This window comes from Roseitalea porphyridii (genome assembly GCF_004331955.1).
GTDB lineage: Bacteria > Pseudomonadota > Alphaproteobacteria > Rhizobiales > Rhizobiaceae > Roseitalea > Roseitalea porphyridii.
In genome coordinates this window covers 722,312-740,967 of record NZ_CP036532.1, presented here as the reverse complement: position 1 = coordinate 740,967, position 18,656 = coordinate 722,312, and the positions used below count along the sequence as shown (strand labels likewise).

At 67.7% G+C, this 18,656-nt stretch carries 20 protein-coding genes and 1 other RNA gene; 8 read left to right on the top strand and 13 right to left on the bottom strand.

The window, feature by feature from the left end; all coding sequences use genetic code 11:
- Positions 1 to 142: 142 nt before the first annotated feature.
- Both dapE and E0E05_RS03470 read left to right on the top strand, forming a co-directional pair.
- On the top strand, positions 143 to 1,348 hold the full coding sequence (dapE, locus tag E0E05_RS03475; protein ID WP_131615455.1) for a succinyl-diaminopimelate desuccinylase: 1,206 nt from the start codon (positions 143 to 145) through the stop codon (positions 1,346 to 1,348).
- A complete protein-coding gene (locus tag E0E05_RS03470) occupies positions 1,345 to 1,932 on the top strand; it encodes a hypothetical protein (RefSeq protein WP_131615454.1) in 588 nt (195 codons plus the stop codon). Before dapE ends, E0E05_RS03470 begins: the two co-directional genes overlap by 4 nt.
- Here E0E05_RS03470 and truA read toward each other — a convergent pair.
- Positions 1,899 to 2,669 (bottom strand): tRNA pseudouridine(38-40) synthase TruA, encoded by a 771-nt coding sequence (gene truA / locus E0E05_RS03465; protein ID WP_131615453.1) that lies wholly within the window; start codon positions 2,667 to 2,669, stop codon positions 1,899 to 1,901. The two genes, E0E05_RS03470 and truA, sit on opposite strands and share 34 nt — an antisense overlap.
- A 107-nt stretch (positions 2,670 to 2,776) precedes the next feature.
- On the opposite strand from truA, the gene E0E05_RS03460 reads away from it, so the two are divergent.
- Positions 2,777 to 4,354, top strand: a complete 1,578-nt coding sequence (locus tag E0E05_RS03460; protein WP_131615452.1) for a glycosyltransferase family 39 protein — start codon at positions 2,777 to 2,779, stop codon at positions 4,352 to 4,354.
- A gap of 5 nt (positions 4,355 to 4,359) precedes the next feature.
- Here E0E05_RS03460 and fmt read toward each other — a convergent pair whose 3' ends face one another.
- Together fmt and def are read right to left on the bottom strand one after the other, a co-directional pair.
- Positions 4,360 to 5,289 (bottom strand): methionyl-tRNA formyltransferase, encoded by a 930-nt coding sequence (fmt, locus tag E0E05_RS03455; RefSeq protein ID WP_131615451.1) that lies wholly within the window; start codon positions 5,287 to 5,289, stop codon positions 4,360 to 4,362.
- 24 nt (positions 5,290 to 5,313) lie between these two features.
- Positions 5,314 to 5,844: a peptide deformylase gene (def, locus tag E0E05_RS03450; RefSeq protein WP_131615450.1), complete on the bottom strand. Its 531-nt coding sequence runs from the start codon at positions 5,842 to 5,844 to the stop codon at positions 5,314 to 5,316.
- Between the two features lie 74 nt (positions 5,845 to 5,918).
- Here def and E0E05_RS03445 point away from each other — a divergent pair, with 74 nt between their 5' ends.
- Positions 5,919 to 7,157 carry a DNA recombination protein RmuC gene (locus E0E05_RS03445; protein ID WP_131615449.1) on the top strand — a complete coding sequence of 413 codons (1,239 nt, stop codon included), beginning with the start codon at positions 5,919 to 5,921 and terminating at the stop codon, positions 7,155 to 7,157.
- Here the strand turns inward: E0E05_RS03445 and E0E05_RS03440 are convergent, their stop codons facing one another.
- The gene (locus tag E0E05_RS03440) at positions 7,158 to 7,874 is read right to left on the bottom strand and encodes a phosphate/phosphite/phosphonate ABC transporter substrate-binding protein (RefSeq protein ID WP_131615448.1); all 717 of its coding nucleotides are present in this window, start codon (positions 7,872 to 7,874) and stop codon (positions 7,158 to 7,160) included.
- A gap of 6 nt (positions 7,875 to 7,880) precedes the next feature.
- Entirely contained in the window at positions 7,881 to 8,891 is a 1,011-nt protein-coding gene (locus E0E05_RS03435; RefSeq protein ID WP_131615447.1) for a fatty acid desaturase, read from the bottom strand.
- A gap of 135 nt (positions 8,892 to 9,026) precedes the next feature.
- Here E0E05_RS03435 and E0E05_RS03430 point away from each other — a divergent pair, with 135 nt between their 5' ends.
- Complete coding sequence (locus E0E05_RS03430; protein WP_244597909.1) at positions 9,027 to 9,899, top strand: helix-turn-helix domain-containing protein; 873 nt, start codon at positions 9,027 to 9,029, stop codon at positions 9,897 to 9,899.
- Here E0E05_RS03430 and E0E05_RS03425 read toward each other — a convergent pair.
- The 6 genes from E0E05_RS03425 to ffs form a co-directional block, all read right to left on the bottom strand.
- Positions 9,868 to 10,140, bottom strand: coding sequence for a hypothetical protein (locus E0E05_RS03425; protein WP_131615446.1), 273 nt, complete (start codon positions 10,138 to 10,140; stop codon positions 9,868 to 9,870). The two genes, E0E05_RS03430 and E0E05_RS03425, sit on opposite strands and share 32 nt — an antisense overlap.
- 150 nt (positions 10,141 to 10,290) lie before the next feature.
- A complete protein-coding gene (locus tag E0E05_RS03420; protein ID WP_244597906.1) occupies positions 10,291 to 11,511 on the bottom strand; it encodes a lytic murein transglycosylase in 1,221 nt (406 codons plus the stop codon).
- 148 nt (positions 11,512 to 11,659) lie between these two features.
- Positions 11,660 to 12,268: a recombination mediator RecR gene (gene recR / locus E0E05_RS03415; RefSeq protein ID WP_131615445.1), complete on the bottom strand. Its 609-nt coding sequence runs from the start codon at positions 12,266 to 12,268 to the stop codon at positions 11,660 to 11,662.
- A gap of 62 nt (positions 12,269 to 12,330) precedes the next feature.
- Positions 12,331 to 12,654 (bottom strand): YbaB/EbfC family nucleoid-associated protein, encoded by a 324-nt coding sequence (locus E0E05_RS03410; protein ID WP_131615444.1) that lies wholly within the window; start codon positions 12,652 to 12,654, stop codon positions 12,331 to 12,333.
- 14 nt (positions 12,655 to 12,668) lie between these two features.
- On the bottom strand, positions 12,669 to 14,588 hold the full coding sequence (locus E0E05_RS03405; protein WP_428977593.1) for a DNA polymerase III subunit gamma/tau: 1,920 nt from the start codon (positions 14,586 to 14,588) through the stop codon (positions 12,669 to 12,671).
- A gap of 24 nt (positions 14,589 to 14,612) precedes the next feature.
- Positions 14,613 to 14,710, bottom strand: an RNA gene (gene ffs, locus E0E05_RS03400) — signal recognition particle sRNA small type.
- Positions 14,711 to 14,781: 71 nt separating this feature from the next.
- Here ffs and E0E05_RS03395 point away from each other — a divergent pair.
- Together E0E05_RS03395 and nudC are read left to right on the top strand one after the other, a co-directional pair.
- Complete coding sequence (locus tag E0E05_RS03395; protein ID WP_131615443.1) at positions 14,782 to 15,186, top strand: HIT domain-containing protein; 405 nt, start codon at positions 14,782 to 14,784, stop codon at positions 15,184 to 15,186.
- 38 nt (positions 15,187 to 15,224) lie between these two features.
- Positions 15,225 to 16,169: an NAD(+) diphosphatase gene (gene nudC / locus E0E05_RS03390; protein WP_131615442.1), complete on the top strand. Its 945-nt coding sequence runs from the start codon at positions 15,225 to 15,227 to the stop codon at positions 16,167 to 16,169.
- 2 nt (positions 16,170 to 16,171) lie between these two features.
- Here nudC and E0E05_RS03385 read toward each other — a convergent pair whose 3' ends face one another.
- Both E0E05_RS03385 and E0E05_RS03380 read right to left on the bottom strand, forming a co-directional pair.
- Positions 16,172 to 17,038 (bottom strand): prephenate dehydratase, encoded by an 867-nt coding sequence (locus tag E0E05_RS03385; protein WP_131615441.1) that lies wholly within the window; start codon positions 17,036 to 17,038, stop codon positions 16,172 to 16,174.
- 21 nt (positions 17,039 to 17,059) lie between these two features.
- Positions 17,060 to 17,785 (bottom strand): 3-deoxy-manno-octulosonate cytidylyltransferase, encoded by a 726-nt coding sequence (locus tag E0E05_RS03380; RefSeq protein WP_131615440.1) that lies wholly within the window; start codon positions 17,783 to 17,785, stop codon positions 17,060 to 17,062.
- A 156-nt stretch (positions 17,786 to 17,941) separates the two neighbouring features.
- Between E0E05_RS03380 and E0E05_RS03375 the strand changes: the two genes are divergently transcribed.
- Positions 17,942 to 18,616, top strand: coding sequence for a c-type cytochrome (locus E0E05_RS03375; RefSeq protein ID WP_131615439.1), 675 nt, complete (start codon positions 17,942 to 17,944; stop codon positions 18,614 to 18,616).
- Positions 18,617 to 18,656: the final 40 nt, after the last annotated feature.

Here is an 18,656-nt window from a genome sequence, read left to right as displayed (position 1 = left end):
CAAGACTGGACCGCCATGAAGCGCGGCCAGCGGGATGAAGAAGGGCGTTCTCACGCGTTTCGTGAGCGATGTGATCGGACCGGCCGTCTTGAGGCCGGCCATCGCGCGTGACAGGAACGTTGCCTTTGGCTAAGTGCGCCCCATGACCAAGCTGCCGACCGAGCCCGCCGAAAACCTTGCCGCCCTGATCCGATGCCCGTCCGTCACGCCGGACGATGCCGGCGCGCTCGGAACGCTCGAACGGATGATCGCGCCGCTCGGCTTCGTCAGCGAGCGGCCGGTCTTCGCCGAGGAAGGCACCGCCGACATCGAAAACCTCTATTCGCGCCGTCGCGGCGACGGACCGCACCTGATGTTCGCCGGGCACACCGACGTGGTGCCGCCGGGCGATGTGTCGGGATGGAGCCATGATCCGTTCAGCGCGGCGATCGCCGATGGCGCCATGTTCGGGCGCGGCGCGGTGGACATGAAGGGCGGCATCGCCTGTTTCGTCGCGGCCCTCGCTAGGCTGGTCGAACGTGGCGAGGCGCCCGCCGGCGCGGTGTCGCTGCTGATCACCGGCGACGAGGAAGGCCCGGCGATCAACGGAACCGCCAAGCTGCTGCGATGGGCGGCCGAGCGCGGCGAAGCATGGGACGCCTGTCTTCTGGGCGAGCCGACCAACCCGGACGCGATGGGCGACATGATCAAGATCGGCCGGCGCGGCTCGCTGACCGGTACGATCACGGTCAGCGGAACGCAGGGCCATGTCGCCTATCCGCATCGCGCGGACAATCCGCTGCGCGGGGCCCTGGCGCTCGGGGCCGCGCTGGTCGCACCGCCGCTCGACGATGGCAGCGCCGAATTCCAGCCCTCGAACCTCGAGATCACGACAATCGACACCGGCAACCGGGCGACCAACGTCATTCCGGCGACGGCCACGCTGACCTTCAATATCCGGTTCAACGACCGGTGGACCGAGCAGACGCTGAAGTCCGAGATCGAGGGCCGGCTCGCGCGCGCCGCAGAGGACAGCGCGTTGCGTCCCGGCAAGGCCGGCCCCGTGCAATTCAGGCTCGACTGGATGGCGCCGGTGAGCCCGGTTTTCCTGACCCGCAATGCCGCGCTCACCGAGGCGCTGGCACAGAGCGTGACGGCGGTCACCGGCCGGACGCCGGCACTGTCGACTTCGGGCGGAACGTCCGATGCGCGCTACATCAAGGATTACTGCCCCGTGGTCGAATTCGGCCTGGTCGGCAGGACGATGCACATGATCGACGAGCATGTCGCGCTCGACGATCTGGAGACCCTGACCGCCATCTACGCCGATTTCATCACCCGCTGGTTCGCCGGACAAGGCGCCGAATGATCAGTCTGGACTACGCCTTCCATCACCTCGAGAGCGTCTTCGGCATCATCGTGGGGCGACCGGGCGCGCTCGACCGGATGGACATCTCGGCGGAGGGGTTCTGGCGTTCGTTCTCGGCGATCGTCGTGGCGCTGCCCGCGCTGTTCTTCATCTGGGTGATCACGGCGACCACCAACGTCGCGGCGGCGCCTGGGTCGAGCCTCGCCGCTCTGGTGGCGACCGAAGCGATCCTCGCGCTGGTCGGCTGGCTCCTGCCGGTCGCGGTGTTCGCGGTCATCCTCAAGCCGCTGGGCCTCGGCCATCGCTTCGCCCACCTGATCATCGTGCGCAACTGGGCGAACGCCTTCTTCAGCTACGTGATGGCGGCGTTGTTCGTGCCTTACCTGGTCCTGCCCCAGGGCCATGCGATCCTCGGACTTCTGGGCATCGTGTTGCTGGTGGCGGTGCTCGTCGCCGCCGTGCGGCTGATGCGGGCCGCGCTCGACTGTTCGCCGCCGACCGCGATCGCCTTCGTGGCGGCCGAACTGATCATCAGCGTCGGCCTTGCCCTCTATGTCGCTCCGGGGGTCGGCGGCTCCGGATAGTCGACGCGCAAGAGATAGAGCCCGTGCGGCGGGGCGAGCGCGCCGCACTTCTGATGGTCGCGCGCCTCGAGCACGCGGCGGACGTCGTCCCTGGTCCAGCGCCCCTCCCCGACCAGCTTGAGCGTTCCCACCAGCGAGCGCACCTGGTTGTGCAGGAACGAGCGCGCCGACACGTGCGCGGTGACGAACTCCCCGTCGCGGCTGAACGTGATCGCGTCGAGCGTCTTGACGGGCGATTTCGACTGGCACTGCGCGGCGCGGAACGTCGTGAAATCGTGCGTGCCGATGAGCACGCGCGCGGCGTCGTTCATGGCATCGATGTCGAGGTGACGCTTGCACCACCAGGCGCGGCGGTGGTCGAGCGTCAACGGCGCCGGCCTGTTGTGGATGCGATAGAGGTAATGCCGGGCCTGCGCGGAAAAGCGGGCATGGAAATCCTCGCCGACCTTGTCGGTAGCCACCACCGCGATGCGCTCCTCATCGAGCACCAGATAGGCATTGATCGCCTCGCGCACGCGCACCGGGTCCCAGTCGCGGTCAAGGTCGACATGGGCGGTCTGGGCGATAGCGTGCACGCCGGTGTCGGTCCGGCCGGCGACCTGCAAGGTGACGGTCTGCTTGGAGAATTCGAAGACGGCCTTCTCGACCGCCTCCTGCACGGCATGGCCGTTCTTCTGGCGCTGCCAGCCGACATAGGGCGTTCCGTCATATTCGATCGTCAGGCGATAGCGGGGCATGGGCTCCTCGTGGCGCGCCCGCTCTATGCACAGGCATCGGCCATGTCCAGACGCGGCCCCTTCGCCGCAATTGACGGGCCGGCCGAAATCGCCGAAGAGCCCCGGCCATGAACGAACGTGCCGCCCCGGCCGCAGATCGCGCAACCGTCGTCTCGCCGGCGGCCGATCCGGCGTGGGCCCGGCCGCTGGCGGTCGCCGCGTTCGTCGCCGCGCTCGTGATCGTCAAGCTGGCCGTTGCGGGCTCGACCGCGTTCATCCGCGACGAGGCCTATTACTCGCTGTGGGCGCTGCATCCGCTGGCGGCGGGCTATTTCGACCATCCGCCGGCGGTCGCCTGGTTCATCGCGGCCGGCTACGCCATTGCGGGCCAGAGCGAACTCGCCGCCCGGCTGCTCGCCGTGCTTGCGACGATCCCGGTCTGCCTTGCGATACACCGCACCGCGTCGATCGCTTTCGGTGACCGGCGGATCGCCGCGCTATCGGTCTATTTCTTCGCCTCGACCCCCGGCGCGATGGTCGGGCTTGTGGTGATCACGCCGGACGCGCCGTCGATGCTGTTCTGGGCGCTGTCGATCTGGGCGGCGGCCGAACTGATGCGATCGGGCGACGGGCGCTGGTGGCTCGCCTTCGGCCTGTTCGCAGGCCTTGGCCTTTCTGCGAAATATACGGGCCTGTTCCTCGGCGCGGGGATCGTGCTGTGGCTGATCGCGCATCGGGCCAACCGGCGCTGGTTCGCCTCGGTCTGGCTCTATGCGGGCGGGATGCTGGCGCTTGCCATCTTCGCGCCGGTGATCGCATGGAACCTGGGCAACGATCTGTCCTCGTTCAGCTTCCAGATGGGCCGGTCGACGCGCGGGCTGCAATGGTTCGAGTGGACCGACACGCGGCATCTGCCCGAGTTCCTGGCCAGCCAGATGGCATTGCTGCTGCCGGGCCTTTTCGTGCTCGCCACGGCGGCTCTGGCCCTGTTCTTCGCCAAGCGGGCCTATCGTTCCGATGCCGCGTTCGGGCTGCTCGTCTGGACGTCGGTGCCGGCGCTCGCCTATTTCCTGCTGTTCAGCCTGCATTCGGCGCCGCAGGGCAACTGGACCTGGCCGCTCTATCCGCAATGGGCGATCCTCGGCGCTTGGGCGGCGCTGCGATGGGAGCCCGCTTCGGCGCCGATGCGCTGGCTCCAGCGCTGGACCCGCAAGCTGCAGGTGCCGATCGGCCTCGTGCTCGCGGCGCTCATCTTCGCCCAGGCGCTCTGGCAGCCGGTGCGCCTGCCCGTCTCCGACCACACGCTCGGCATGCATGGCTGGCGTGCGATCGCAACCGAACTGGAGGCCGAGCGGCGCCGCGCGGGCGTGCAGACGGTCCTGGTGCGCGACTATGGCCTCTACGGCTACCTTGAGACCTATGGCCGGTTCGGCGCGCACGGCTATCGGGCGCTGCCGCTCGACGAGTTCCATCGCTACGGCTTCGTCGACCTGCCCGCCTCGGACGATGCGGTGGAATGGCCGGTCCTGGTGGCCGTGCCATCGGATCCGGACCGGCAACCGGTCCCTCCGGCGACGCTCGACCGGATCACGCCGGCACCGCAATGGTTCACCCGCCTGATCCGCCCGGGCGCGGACGGTGTGCCGGCCGGCGCGGTCGACCTTTACCGCATGGAACGTCCCGAGCGGCCGCTGTTCGGCGGCTGATCCGTTCAGCGAACGTCGTCGGGCCCGAGCGGATTGCCGCGCAGGAAGGCCTCGGCGTCAAGCACCTTGCCGCCGGCCTTTTGCAGGCGCGTCAGGCGGACCGCGCCGTCACCGCATGCGACGGTGATCGGCGGGCCGTCAATGATGGTGCCGGGCTGGCCCGCGCCACCTTCCAGCGCGGAGCCGAGCAGCTTGACGCGCTGCCAGTCGCCGCCAAGGCGCATCTCGCACCAGGCGCCCGGAAACGGGGCAAGCCCACGGATGTGGTTGTGCACCCCGCGCGCCGACCCGGACCAGTCGACGCGGGTCTCGCCCTTGTCGATCTTGGCCGCGTAGGTGACGCCCTCGGCGGGCTGCGGCACGAGTTCGAGCGTGCCCGCTTCGAGCGCGATCATCGCCTTGGCCATCAGGGCGGCGCCGGTTTCGGCGAGACGGTCATGCAGTTCGCCGGTGGTCATGTCCGGGCCGATCGGCACGCGCGCGGTCATCGCCACGGGGCCGGTGTCGAGCCCTTCGTCCATTTTCATGACCATCATGCCGGTCTCGGTGTCGCCGGCCATGATCGCCCGATGGATCGGCGCGGCGCCGCGCCAGCGCGGCAGAAGCGAAGCGTGGCCGTTGAAGCAGCCAAGCCGCGTGCCCTCGAGGATCGGGCCGGGCAGCAGCAGGCCGTAGGCGACGACCACGGCCACATCGGCGTCGAGCGCTGCGAAGGCGGCCTGTTCGTCAGCACCCTTGAGCGATTTGGGCGTGCGAACCGGAATGCCGAGCGCCTCGGCGGTCTCGTGCACGGGCGATTTTCTGAGGGTCAGGCCGCGCCGGCCGGCCGGGCGGGGCGGCTGCGTGTAACAGGCAACGATCTCGTGGCCGGCCGCGTGCAGCGCCTTCAGTGTCGGCACGGAAAAGGCCGGCGTTCCCATGAAGATGATGCGCATGGCGGACGAGGGCCTTGAGGCCGGTCAGGCGACGACGGGGCTGTCGCCGCGCTGGCGGGCGAGCTTGCGGAACTTCTTGAAGACCATGTCGCGCTTGAGCCGCGAGATGTGGTCGACGAACAGGATGCCGTCGAGGTGGTCGATCTCGTGCTGCAGGCAGGTGGCGAGCAGGCCGTCGGCGTCGAGCGTCCGCTTTTCGCCGTCGCGGTCGATGTAGGAAACGGTGACCGAGGCCGGCCGTTCGACGTCGGCATAATAGTCCGGGATAGACAGGCAGCCTTCCTCGTAGACGTTCGCCTCGTCCGAACGGGCGACGATCTCGGGATTGATCAGCACGTGCGGCGCGCGCTCCTCGTCTTCCTTGGAAACGTCGGCGACCAGCATGCGGATCGGCTCGCCCACCTGGATCGCGGCCAGGCCGATGCCCGGCGCCTCGTACATCGTCTCGAGCATGTCGTCGGCGAAGGCGCGCACCTGGTCGTCGACCCGCTCGACCGGCGCGGAGGTCTCGCGCAGGATCGGATCGGGAATGACGATGATGGGCCGCTTTGCCATGACGGGCTGGAGTTAAGCAGTCGCGCCCGCCGCGTCAATCGGCAGGACGGGTGCGAATCACCTATGCTGGCGGCATGGAAACCGGTTTTGACCTCGACCAGACCGTTCTGACGCTCGGCGGACGCACCCTCGCTCTGGGCGATGTGCTGTTCATCGGCGGGGCTGTGATGGCCCTTCTGGTGCTGCTGACGCTGATCGCCGTCTGGCGCAGCGCGACGCACCAGCGGCGCGATCTGGCGGCGGCGCGCGAGCGCGCGGTCCGTGCCGAAGCGCGGGTCGAGGATATTCTGAAGGCGCAGACCGACCTTCAGGGGCGGTTGGCGGCGATGACCGACATGTTCGGCGCCCGGCACTCGGAAATGAGCACGACGCTGTCGCAGCGGCTCGACGCGATGAGTTCGCGCATCGGCCAGTCGATCAGCGAGCAGCAGAAGAACGCGCACGACAACCTGTCCAAGCTGCACGAACGGCTGGCGGTGATCGACACCGCGCAGACCAACATCCAGCAGCTCGCCGGCCAGGTGGTGGAGCTGCAGTCGATCTTGTCCAACAAGCAGACCCGCGGCGCCTTCGGCCAGAGCCGGATGGAGGCGATCATCGAGGACGGGCTGCCGATGGGCGGCTACCGGTTCCAGACCAAGCTGTCGAACGGCTCGATGCCCGACTGCGTGATCGCCATGCCGAACGGCGCGCCTGACCTCGTCATCGACGCCAAGTTCCCGCTCGAAGCCTGGAACGCGGTGCGCGAAGCCAAGGACGAGGCGACCGAGACCGCCGCCGCCAAACGGTTCCGGTCGGACATGGATGTGCACATCAAGGCGATCTCGGAGAAATATCTGATCGCCGGCGAGACGCAGGACACCGCCTTCCTGTTCGTGCCTTCCGAGAGCATCTTTGCCGACATTCACGAACATCACGAGCAGATCGTCCAGAAGGCGCACCGGGCGCGGGTCGTGATCGTGTCGCCGTCGCTCCTGATGCTGTCGATCCAGGTCATCCAGGCGCTTCTGAAGGACGCGCGCATGCGCGAGCAGGCCCACCTGATCCAGGGCGAGGTGATGCGGCTGATGGAGGATCTGGGCAGGCTCGACGACCGGGTGCGCAAATTGCAGACCCATTTCGGCCAGACGGCAAAGGATGTCGACGACATCCTGATAACCACCGGCAAGCTGACCAAGCGCAGCCAGAAGATCGAGGGGCTCGAGTTCGACGAGAAGCCTCAGGCGGCACCGGACAAGGATGCGCCGGAGACGGGCGCCGAAAGCGAAACCGGCCGGCTGCGGCTGCGCGTGGTCGACGGCGAGCCGGAGTGATCAGCACTCCGTTGGCGGATCGAGGACCACCACCGGCATGACCGTGGCGACGGCCTCGCGCAGCTGTGCGATGTCGGTATCGGTCATCGCGTTGTTGGTGATCAGCGGCAGGCCGGGACGTTCGGCCGTCCAGCCGACGACGTGGAGTTCGGCGGCGGCGGGCTCGTGGGTCCGGGCGATCCGCCAGGTCACGCAGTCGATGGCGGCGATGTCCGCCCTGCCGGCGGCGACGGCGCGGATCGAGGCACGGTGAGAGCCGGTCCAGACGATGTCCGCCGGCATATCGCGTTCGGCACGCTCGCAGTCGCGGGCAAGGGCGATGTAACCGGACATCGAGCCAGGCTCGTTGGCGGCAAGCGTGGCGCCAAGCCGGTCCGGCAACTTCGCGCCAGAGTCCGGTGGCGGCGGCGCGTCGGCTCCGTCGCCCGGCGCGACCAGCACGGAGTGATAGGTCCCCTGCCCGCAGCCGGCCGCGTCGTGGACCGGTGTCGCCACATAGCGGACCTTTCCCGCAAGGATGGTTTCCAGCGGATAGGAGCAGGTCTCGCCGAGCAGAAGTTCGTCGCTCAGCCACAGATTGCGCGGATCGTTGGTGCGGGTCAGCGCATCGGGCGCATCGAAGCCGGCTGCACGCAACGCGTCGCGCAGCCGCGCCCAGAGCGCATCGGTCCCGGCCCGGCGCTCGGGCCAGTCATACATGGGCAGGCCGGCGATCATGCGGGCTCAGTGTTCGGGTCTGGCGGCGACCGGCAAGGCCTCGGCCGGGCCGGCACTGGGCGTGCGGCCTGACGGCTGGAACCCGCCCGCGACCGAAGCAGGCCTGTCGATCGCGCGGGTGGCCCGGCGAAGCGCCGGGTGGATGACGGGATCCTTCGGCGAAAGCGCGTGGGCGCGGACGATGTCCCAGTAGCTGCGATAGACATAGGCCCTGTTGGCGGCGATCCATTGCGCACGCCGTTCGCGGTAAAGGCGCGGCAGCGCGTACCAGGGCGCGCGCGGCAACCGGTGGTGGACCAGATGCAGATTGTTGTTGAGGAAGAGCCACGACAGGATGCGGCTGTCCTCGACGATCACGGTGCGGCCGTCCGGCGTCTCCTCCCAGCGGTGCTCGCAATAGGTGCGGATCGCGATCAGCGACATGCCGCCCCAGGCGACCACGCCGACATAGACGAGCGGGTGGATGCCCATCACGCCCCAGACGATCGCGAAAAGGACACCGAGGCCCAGCCCGTGATGGACCCAGGCGCGCCGCACGCCGCGACTGCCGGCGATGAGATTGCGAACCTCGTCGCGCAGGAAGCCGAACACCATGAGCGGCGGGCCGATCACCAGCCGCCCGAGGAAGGTGTTGTTGATCGCCAGCAGCCGGCGCATCGGCGCGGGGAGCCGGGCATGATCGCCCTCGGCGACATACCAGCTTTCGGGATCGTCATAGGGGTCGGTCAGGCTCTCGTCGCGGTGATGGCGCAGATGCAGCGCCTTGAACCGGCGATAAGGATAGGCGACCGCGAGCGGCAGCGCGACGAGCAGTTCGTTGAGATTGGCATTGCGCGTCGGGTGGCCGTGCAGCGCCTCGTGCTGCAGCGAGGTGTGAAAGCCCGCCATGACGGCCATGACGGCCAGCGCGCCCCAGGGCGCAACCGGATAGAGCCATAGTCCGGCGCCCAGCCAGATGCCGTAGCAAGCGGCCAACATGGCAAGGGTTGGCCATTCAACCTTCTGAATCTGCGTCACGAATCCTACCCCCTGACAGGGTTATGTCAGGGCGGGCCAGCGGGATGAAGGAGGGAATGCGCACTGAACATTGCGTTTGGTCATCAAATCACGCATCTGTTGTGTAATATCAACACGCAGGTGCATTTGCGGCAAATGACCATCAACGAAACAACGGAGCGGATCGACAAGCGTGACGCGTCCCGCCTGTTCCGCGAGCGTCTGGCGCGGCTGCTCGACCGGTCGGGCATGAACCGTTCGCGCTTTGCCGCCGCTGTCGGGCTCGACCGGTCGGCGCTGTCGCAACTGCTCTCGGGCGAGACGACGCGCCTGCCGCGTGCGGACACGCTGATCCGGATCGCCTCCACGCAAGGGGTGAGCCTGGACTGGCTGCTCGGCATCAGCCAGGACGAGGGCGTGTCGGCCGAGATCAAGCCGGCGCTCGAACTGGAGGAAGCGCAGGACGCGGGCAACGACGCCGCACTCAGGCGATGGCACCAGGACGCGGCCGGCATGAAGATCCGCTACGTCCCCGCCACGATCCCCGACTTCCTGCGCACCGAAGCGGTGATCGCGTTCGAGACGCGCGCGACAAAGCCTTCGGTCGAATACCAGATCGACGATGCGCGCGAACGGCTCGCCTACAGCCGCAAGCCGGAAAACGACACCGAAGTGTGTATGCCGCTTCAGACGCTGCAGGCGCTGGCGGAAGGTTCGGGGCCCTGGGCGACGCTCGAGGCCGAAGCGCGCCGCGCGCAGATCGCGCAGATGGCGAGGCTGGCGGACGACCTCTATCCGGGCCTGCGCATCTTCCTGTTCGACGGCCGCAAGACCTTTTCTGCGCCCTACACCGTGTTCGGGCAGACCCGCGCGGCGGTCTATATGGGCGACATGTACCTGGTGCTGAACGCCAAGGAGGCGATCGGCGCGCTGACGCGGCATTTCGACCAGCTCATCCGGTCGGCGACCGTCCGGCCGCACGAGGCGGGACGGGTGATCAGTGGGCTGATCGGGGACGAACCGGGTTGAGCGTCACATGCGTGTCGACCAGCGCGGCATCGACGACGAGGTCGGCATCGGGCTCGGCGCACCGGCCGCTATAGGGACAGTCGATGCAGCAGCCCTTCTTGCGCGAAACGCGGCGCAGCGCACGCATCGCCAGCGCGATTATGCCGGCCCGGCGGTCCGCGGACCCGGAGCGCTCGGCCTCCATGCCGCACAGCGCGCGGTAACAGATCTGGTTGTCGGCATGGACGAGGCGATTGGACATGGGAATGCAGACTGGGACTGCCCGGCCGGGTTCACTTTGATCAGCGTCAACTCTTCCTGACAGAATGTCGCGCCGGTAGTCGCCTTTGGTCTAAGCACGCCGCAACATGGATTGTGCGGCGCGATGGCCGACGAACGCGCGTCTTGCCGGTCAGCGGATCGCGCCGACAAGGGCCTTGGAGGGGAAGCAGGTCGGCGCCTGGCCATTCCTCTTCTGCCAGTCACCGATCGAGCGGCGCGTCTTGAAGCCGGGCAGTCCGTCGGCGCCGCCGACATCGTAGCCCTTGCCTTCCAGCACGCGCTGCATCGCCGCGATCTCGGACCGGTAGAGCGCGTCGACCCGGCCCCACGACGCCTTGAACCGCCCCGTCCCCCATTCGATGCGGTCGGCGGCATGGCCGACGAACAGGGCGTAAAGGTCGCTCTCATTGTACTGCTTGAGCACGTAGAAGTTGGGCGTGACGATGAAGGCCGGCCCGCTGCGCCCGGCGGGCATCAGGAGGTAGCCTTCCCGGTCGCGTTCGGCATCGGGAAAGGGTCGGCCGGAAATGCGGGCGATGCCCATCGCCTCCCAGTCGCGAATCTTCAGGCCCTGGTCCGGTCCCTCGAAACTGCACGAGATTTCGGCGGGCACGGTCACCTCGTAGCCCCAGTCGCGGCCGGGCTGCCAGCCGAAATGGTTCAGGTAGGCGGCGATCGAGCCGAGCGTGTCGGGCACCGAGGTCCAGATGTTCGGCCTGCGGTCGCCGTCCACGTCGACGGCGTGTTCGAGATAGGAGGTCGGCAGGAACTGCGGCTGGCCGAGCGCGCCGGCCCAGGACGACTTCATCTGGTCCGGCGTCGCCATGCCGCGTTCGACCATCGCAAGCGCGGCGACGAGTTCGCCCTGGAAGAGTTCGGGTCGGGTCGACATGAAAGCCTTGGTGCCGAGCACCTGGAACGCGTCATGCGGAATGTCGACGCGGCCGAAGGCGCTCTCGCGGCCCCAGATGGCGAGGATGATGCGGCCCGGCACACCGTAGCGGCGTTCGAGCGCGGCGAGCATGGAGGCGTGCTGGGCGGCGAGCCGGCGACCCTGCGCGACGATGGCGCCGACATTGTTCTCATTGAAATATCGTGCGGGCGCGGAGAATTCGGCCTGGCGGATGCGCTGCGGCGTCGACTGGCCGGGTCGGACGAGGCCGGGGATGTCGGTGTTCAGGCGCTTCTGGCCCATGGCGCGGTCGAAGGTGGCGCGAGATACGCCCGCGCTCCGCGCCTTCGGCCAGATCGTGTTCTCGAGGAACGTCTCGTACTGGCCCTGAAGGTCGGCATGGGCGGACCCCGAGGCGCCGAACATGAAGACAATCATCACTATGGCGAGGCGGACCATCGGGCTCTCCGTCTGCGTGCTTCGGGGCTACCTTATCGCTCCGTTCCGGGATGGAACAGGGTGGGCATGGGCACCGCGTGCTTCCGGCATTGGCCGCATTCGGGCCTGGCGCGTCATCTTACGACGGTGTGGTGGCCGGGGCTTCATCTCAGAAGCCCGTGCGCGCGCGCAGCGCCGCCGAAAGCGTTCCCTCGTCGAGATAGTCCAGTTCCCCGCCGACCGGCACGCCGTGCGCCAGCCGCGTGATCCTGATCTCGGTGCCGTCGAGTTGGCCCATGATGTAGTGGGCGGTCGCCTGCCCCTCGACGGTGGCGTTGACCGCAAGGATCAGTTCGCGCACCGCGCCGGCCGAGACACGGTCGACCAGGGCCCTGATCGTCAGGTCGTCGGGGCCGATGCCGTCGAGCGGCGACAGCGTGCCGCCGAGCACGTGATAGCGCACGCTCATCTCCGAGGCGCGTTCGAGCGCCCACAGGTCGGCGACATCCTCGACAACGATGATGGTCGCGTCCTCGCGGCGCGGATCGGTGCAGATCGAGCACGGGTCGGCGGTGTCGACATTGCCGCAATTGGAACAGACCACGACCTTGGCCGCCGCCTCGCTCATCGCGGCGGCAAGCGGTTCGAGCAGCTGCTCGCGCTTCTTGATCATGGCGAGCGCGGCGCGTCGGGCCGAGCGCGGGCCGAGCCCGGGCACCTTGGCCAGAAGCTGGATCAGCCGCTCGATCTCCGGCCCTGCGATTCGCTTGTCAGACATGATGGCGGTCTAGCCGGATCGGCGTGCCATTCAAAGCCGGCCGCAATGCTGGTGCCGCCCGCCTAGAACGGCAGCTTCATGCCGGGCGGCAGCGGCAGGCCGGCGGTGACTTCCTGGGTCTTTTCCTGCACGAGCTGCTCGATCTTGGTCTTGGCATCGCCATGGGCGGCGATCACCAGATCCTCGAGGATCTCCACATCGTCCTCGGAAAAGACGGACGGGTCGATCTTGATCGCCTGCATCTGGCCCTTGCCGTTGAGCGTGACCGTGACCATGCCGCCGCCGGCCGTGCCATCGGCAGTCATCGTCTCGATCTCGGCCTGCATGGCCTGCATTTTTTCCTGCATTTCCTTGGCCTTGCTCATAAGGCCCATGATGTCGCGCATGGCGGGTCTCCCAATCAGTCGGTGTCGGTCGCCTCGTCCGGATCGGCGAGGCCTTCCTCGCCGCTCATATCGGCATCGAGACCGGCTTCGTCCACAATTTCGTTGATCCGCACGTCGACCACCTTGGCGCCGGGAAAGGTGTCGAGAATCGCCTTGACGTCCGGATCGCGCGAGGCGTCGGCGAACAGAGCGTTGCGACGATCGCGGTCTTCCTCGTCGAGCGTCGGCCCGCCGGGGTCGCGGCTGACCGAGACGATCCAGCGCGTGCCGGTCCACTCGCCAAGCCGGTTCGACAGTTCGCCGACCAGTTCGGGCGTGGCGCCGTCGGTCAGGTTGATCGAAAGCCGCCCCGGCTCGATGGAGACGAGGCGCACATAGTTGCGGATCGCGACCTTCATCTTCAGGTCGCGGTGGCGATCGGCGAGGTCTGCCAAATCCTGAAGCCCGGTAATCGACACGGCCGGCTGCGCCGGAGCGGCGGCAGGGGGTGCTTGTGCCGACGCCGGTTCGGGATCGGCATTGTCGGCAACAAGGCGCATGGCCGAAGCGCCGCCGCCCGGCTGCGGCGCGGCCATGGTCGTTGCCGGTTGCGGCGAAGCGGGCTCGGAACGTTGCGGGTGAGGCTGCGGAGCGCCGTGTGATTGCGCCGACGGCGCCGACGCGGATGGGGCCTGCGGATGGCCTCCCGCCGAATCACCGGCAATGGCCTGGCCCGAAGGCGCGGTGTCGAGTTTCTTCAGCGCCTCGTCGAGCGTCGGCAGCGTCGAGGCGTGCGCGAGGCGGATCAGCAGCATCTCGGCGGCGGCGAAAGGGCGCGCGGCCGTCTCACATTCGGGGATGCCCCTGAGCAGCATCTGCCAGGCGCGGGCCAGAACGGTGACGGGCAGTTGCTCGGAAAAGGCGATGCCCCGCTCGCGCTCGTCGGGCGACAGGGAAGGGTCGTCGTGCGCCGCGCCGGGCACGTAGCGCAGCCGGGTCACCAGATGGGTGAAGGCGGCCAGATCGTTGAGGACGACGACCGGGTCGGCGCCGACATCGTGCAGTTCCTTGAACCCGTCCAGCGCCTCGGTGACCCGGCCGGCCATCAGGTGCTCGAACAGATCAACGATGCGCGTGCGATCGGCAAGGCCGAGCATGGCGCGGACCGCCTCCTCGTCGACCGTGCCGCCGCCATGGGCGATCGCCTGGTCGAGGATCGACAGCGCATCGCGCACCGAGCCTTCGGCGGCGCGCGCGATCATCGCCAGCGACCGGTCGTCGACGGCGACCTCCTCCTTGCCGGCGATGGCGCGCAGGTGCGCGGTCAGTTCGGCGATCTCGATGCGGCGCAGGTCGAAGCGCTGGCAGCGCGACAGCACCGTGATCGGCACCTTGCGGATTTCTGTGGTCGCGAAGATGAACTTGGCGTGCGGGGGCGGCTCCTCCAGCGTCTTCAGAAGCGCGTTGAACGCCTTCTCCGACAGCATGTGGATCTCGTCGATGATGTAGACCTTGTAACGGGCCGAGACCGGCGCGTAGCGCACCGAATCGATGATCTGCTTGACGTCCTCGATGCCGGTGTGGGACGCCGCGTCCATCTCGACGACGTCGATGTGCCGGCCTTCCATGATCGCCTGGCAATGCTCGCCCGGCACCGACAGATCGATGGTCGGCCGGTCGACCGTGTCGGTCCTGTAATTGAGCGCGCGGGCAAGGATGCGGGCCGTGGTGGTCTTGCCGACGCCGCGTACGCCGGTGAGCATCCACGCCTGGGCGATGCGGTCGGTGGCGAACGCGTTGGTCAGCGTGCGCACCATCGGCTCCTGGCCGATCAGCGCGGTGAAGTCGGCGGGCCGGTATTTGCGCGCCAGCACGCGATAGTCGTTCGAACCGGACGGGGTGTCGATCATGGAACGGGTGTAGCGCAGATGCGAAGCGCTTGACCAGAAGCGCATTCGCAAAACGGGGGAGGGAAAAGGGTGGGAGGCTGGCACGGCGACCCGTGCCTTTGCTCGTTAGGGCTGCTTCCTTCCGGACCTGACCCGGTTGGCGAGTGGCGCGTCCGCCACCAACCTCCCGAGCCCCATATCGGCCCTATGGCTCTTTTTTGCAAGTCGCATTGGCCCGAGAACCTGCTATCGTCGCCGCATGACAGACTTCGAGCTCGACCCGACCCTTGAACGCGACAGCTTCCCGGTGGCCGAAATCGGCCTGACCGAAGTGCGGCTGATGAACGATTCGCGCTTTCCGTGGCTGATCCTGGTGCCGCGCCGGACGGGTGTGACCGAAGTGCACGAGCTTACCCCGCTCGATCAGACCATGCTGACCTTCGAGACCGCGCAGATCGCCGAAGCGCTCAAGGATTTCACCGGCGCCGACAAGATCAACGTCGCCGCGCTCGGCAACCAGGTTCCGCAGTTGCACGTCCATGTCATCGCCCGCTTCAAGACCGATCCGGCGTGGCCGGGGCCGGTCTGGTGCGCGGGCGACGCCGAGCCCTACAAGAATGGCAGCGCGAAGGCTTTCATCGAGCGGTTCTCAAGCACCTTCTGACCGGGTAGGACAGCATCGAGCGACACGCCGGAGCCTTCATGTCCGACCTATTCGCCAGCCGGACCGTCCCCGAACCCTCGGCGTTGACCGGGTTCGCCGGAAACAGGCTGGTGCGGCTTTCCGAAAAGCGCAGCGAGACGTCGGTGCCCGACGCGCTGGCCGATCCGCGCGCGCGGCTTTTGCTGCTCGGCGAGGGCCGGGCCCTGCTGCGCCCCAACGGCGATACGGCCGATCCGTGGTTCACGATCGACCAGGCGACCGGACTTGGCGCCCGCGCCGGCGATAGCGTGCTGCTCGGCTATCAGGCGGACGGCACGCCGATCCTCGCCGCGCCCGTTTCGGTCGACGCGGACGACGCTCCGGACGAGCTGAAGGCGATCGACTACCGGTCGATCTATGTGCAGGGGCTCTTCGACGAACCCACGCTCGGCGCGCTCGCGCAGGCCGCCGCCCTGATCGCCTGGCACCGCACGCACCGGTTCTGCTCGCGCTGCGGCGCGCCGAGCACGATGGCCGACGGCGGCTACAAGCGCGTGTGCGGCGCCTGCGGCGCGCAGCATTTCCCGCGCACCGATCCAGTCGTCATCATGCTTGCGGTGAGCAGCGACAATCAGCGCTGCCTGCTCGGCCGCAGCCCCCACTTTCCGCCGTCCATGTATTCGTGCCTGGCCGGCTTCGTCGAACCGGGCGAAACGCTCGAGAACGCGGTGCGCCGCGAGACCGAAGAAGAAGCGGGCATCGCAATCGGGCGCGTGGCCTATCACGCCAGCCAGCCATGGCCGTTTCCGCACACGCTGATGATCGGTTGCTTTGCCGAGGCGCTGAGCGAGGACATCGCCATCGACGACGAGCTCGAAGATGCGCGCTGGTTCCCGCGGGCCGAGGTGCGGTCCGTTCTGAACGGCGATGAGACCGGCTTTCGCATGCCGCCGCGCGGCGCGATCGCATCGTTGCTGGTGCGCGACTGGGCCCGCTCGGACTAGCGTCAGGACCCGCTGTGCGTTTTGCGGACATCCGAACCGCGATAGACGCCCACCACACGGAAATGGTCGGAGAAGAAGTTGAGCTCTTCAAAGGCGAGCTTGACGTTCGCGTCGTCCGGGTGTCCCTCGATGTCGGCGTAGAACTGGGTCGCCACGAACAGGCCGCCGATCTGGTAGCTTTCGAGCTTGGTCATGTTGACCGAGTTGGTCGCGAACCCGCCCATCGCCTTGTAGAGCGCGGCGGGAATGTTGCGCACCCGGAAGACGAAGGTCGTGATGATCAGCTCGTCCTCGGAACGGCGCGCCGGAATGAAGGGGGCCTTCGACAGAACGACGAAGCGGGTGATGTTGTTGGACTGGTCCTCGACGTCGCGCTCGACGATGTCGAGCCCGTACAACTGCGCGGCCAGTTCCGGCGCCAGGGCCGCCATCGACGGATCGGCCGCTTCGGCGACCTTCTTGGCCGCGCCGGCCGTGTCTCCGGCAATGATGCCCTCCCAGCCGTTGGCCCTTAGATATTTCCGGCATTGTCCGAGCGCATGAATATGGCTGTGGACGGTCCGGATCGCCGAGCGGTCCGTGCCCGGCAGCGCCATCAGGTGGAAATGGATGGGCAGGAAATACTCGCCGACGATGTGCAGGTCGGACTCCGGCAGCAGGTGATGGATGTCCGCCACCCGGCCGGCGATCGTGTTCTCGATCGGGATCATGGCGAGCGAGGCCTCGCCCCTGTCGACGGCCGTGAACGCGTCCTCGAAGGTCGGGCACGGCATCGGCGTCATCGCCGGGTACATGTTGCGGCAGGCCGTGTCGGAATTGGCCCCCGGCTCGCCCTGGAAGGCGATCAGCGTTCTGGCGTCATCGTTCATGGGACGGTCTTTCTTCGGCGCTCACGCAAGGAGCGCGCGCGCCCGCTCCAGATCGCGCGGTGTATCGACCCCGAAGGGCACCGTGTCAACAAGGCGGGCATGGATGGTCATGCCGGCCTCGAGAGCGCGCAACTGTTCGAGCCGCTCGCGCTTTTCGAGCGGTGACGGCGGCAGGGCGACGAAGCGCGCCAGCGCCTCGCGCCGCCAGGCGTAGATGCCGATGTGATGATGAAGCGGGCCCTCGCCCCATGGGGCCGTGGCGCGCGTGAAATAGAGCGCGTTGAGCGTGCCGTCGCCGACCGGCGAGCCGACGATCTTGACGACGTTCGGATCGGTCTTCTCGGCCTCGTCCTCGATCGGATTGCCGAGCGTTGCGATGTCGCAGGCCGGATCGGCGAGCGGGGCGAGCGCGGCGGCGATCATCGCCGGCTCGATGGCGGGCAGATCGCCCTGAAGGTTCACCACCGTGTCGAACCCGTCCTTCGGATCGACCAGGCCGAGCGCCTCGAACACCCGGTCGGAGCCGGACGGATGGTCGGGATCAGTCATCACCGCCCGGTGGCCGTGCGCCTCCACCGCGTCGACGATCTCGCGCTCGGCGGCGGCGACGATCACCGCGCCCACACAGGCCTGGCGCGCGCGGTCGGCGACGTGGACGATCATCGGCTTGCCGCCAATGTCGGCGAGCGGCTTGCCCGGCAGACGCGTCGACGCCATCCGGGCCGGAACGATGATCACGGGGTTCATGGGCGAAGGAGCGGGGCGCTTGTTGAAGTGGCAAAACGTCTCATGGGCTTCGACCTTATATCTGTTGCAAGCAAGGGGCAAAAGACATAGGAAACGGCCACTTCGCGCGGCCGGGGGACCGCGTTCCGGACCAATCCGATCGTGTAGAGGCCTTTCATGAATTACACCATGTATGCGGGCGCGTTCCTGGCGACGGTGTTCGTCGTCATGACGGTGGGAATCGCAAGCGACGCGATCTTCCACACCGAGACGCCCGAGGAGCCCGGTTTCGCCATCGTCGTAGCCGAGGACGAGGGCGCTGCACCCGCCGAGGAAGAGGCGGAAACCCCGATCGCCGTGCTGCTCGCGAGCGCCGACCCGAGCAACGGGCCGAGCGTGTTCCGCAAGTGCCAGTCCTGCCACAATGTCGAGGAAGGCGCTGCGCACAAGACCGGCCCGAACCTCTGGAACATCGTCGGCAAGCAGGTCGCGCTTTACGACGACTTCCGCTACTCGCCCGCGATGCAGGCCTATGCCGAGGGCGGCACCGAGTGGGACTTTGAATCGCTGAACAAGTTCCTTGCCGCGCCGAGCGATTATATCGACGGCACGTCGATGGGCTTTGCCGGGCTGAACCGCGACGGTGAGCGCGCCGACCTGATCGCCTGGCTCGCCACCCAGAACGACAATCCGGTGCCCCTGCCCTCGCCGGACGAAGCGACCGAGGACGGCGCTACCGAAGAGGCAGCCGAAGGCGCTGCGGACGAGGGCGCCGAAGGCGACGCGCCGGCCGAGACCGCCGAGGATGGCTCCGAGCCGGCCGAAGACGAGGCCGAAACGACCACCGAATAGCGATCTGACACGGATTTGAACGCATGCGGCCCGGTTCTCG

Excerpts from the sequence above, each read along its gene's own strand:
- E0E05_RS03410 (WP_131615444.1), bottom strand. The coding sequence starts at position 12,654 with ATGCGCGACATCATGGGCCTTATGAGCAAGGCCAAGGAAATGCAGGAA.
- E0E05_RS03445 (WP_131615449.1), top strand. The coding sequence starts at position 5,919 with ATGGAAACCGGTTTTGACCTCGACCAGACCGTTCTGACGCTCGGCGGA.
- E0E05_RS03375 (WP_131615439.1), top strand. The coding sequence starts at position 17,942 with ATGAATTACACCATGTATGCGGGCGCGTTCCTGGCGACGGTGTTCGTC.
- recR (WP_131615445.1), bottom strand. The coding sequence starts at position 12,268 with ATGTCTGACAAGCGAATCGCAGGGCCGGAGATCGAGCGGCTGATCCAG.
- nudC (WP_131615442.1), top strand. The coding sequence starts at position 15,225 with ATGTCCGACCTATTCGCCAGCCGGACCGTCCCCGAACCCTCGGCGTTG.
- E0E05_RS03385 (WP_131615441.1), bottom strand. The coding sequence starts at position 17,038 with ATGAACGATGACGCCAGAACGCTGATCGCCTTCCAGGGCGAGCCGGGG.
- truA (WP_131615453.1), bottom strand. The coding sequence starts at position 2,669 with ATGCCCCGCTATCGCCTGACGATCGAATATGACGGAACGCCCTATGTC.
- E0E05_RS03430 (WP_244597909.1), top strand. The coding sequence starts at position 9,027 with ATGACCATCAACGAAACAACGGAGCGGATCGACAAGCGTGACGCGTCC.
- E0E05_RS03440 (WP_131615448.1), bottom strand. The coding sequence starts at position 7,874 with ATGATCGCCGGCCTGCCCATGTATGACTGGCCCGAGCGCCGGGCCGGG.
- def (WP_131615450.1), bottom strand. The coding sequence starts at position 5,844 with ATGGCAAAGCGGCCCATCATCGTCATTCCCGATCCGATCCTGCGCGAG.
- E0E05_RS03425 (WP_131615446.1), bottom strand. The coding sequence starts at position 10,140 with ATGTCCAATCGCCTCGTCCATGCCGACAACCAGATCTGTTACCGCGCG.
- E0E05_RS03470 (WP_131615454.1), top strand. The coding sequence starts at position 1,345 with ATGATCAGTCTGGACTACGCCTTCCATCACCTCGAGAGCGTCTTCGGC.
- E0E05_RS03405 (WP_428977593.1), bottom strand. The coding sequence starts at position 14,588 with ATGCGCTTCTGGTCAAGCGCTTCGCATCTGCGCTACACCCGTTCCATG.
- dapE (WP_131615455.1), top strand. The coding sequence starts at position 143 with ATGACCAAGCTGCCGACCGAGCCCGCCGAAAACCTTGCCGCCCTGATC.
- fmt (WP_131615451.1), bottom strand. The coding sequence starts at position 5,289 with ATGCGCATCATCTTCATGGGAACGCCGGCCTTTTCCGTGCCGACACTG.
- E0E05_RS03380 (WP_131615440.1), bottom strand. The coding sequence starts at position 17,785 with ATGAACCCCGTGATCATCGTTCCGGCCCGGATGGCGTCGACGCGTCTG.
- E0E05_RS03395 (WP_131615443.1), top strand. The coding sequence starts at position 14,782 with ATGACAGACTTCGAGCTCGACCCGACCCTTGAACGCGACAGCTTCCCG.
- E0E05_RS03460 (WP_131615452.1), top strand. The coding sequence starts at position 2,777 with ATGAACGAACGTGCCGCCCCGGCCGCAGATCGCGCAACCGTCGTCTCG.
- E0E05_RS03420 (WP_244597906.1), bottom strand. The coding sequence starts at position 11,511 with ATGGTCCGCCTCGCCATAGTGATGATTGTCTTCATGTTCGGCGCCTCG.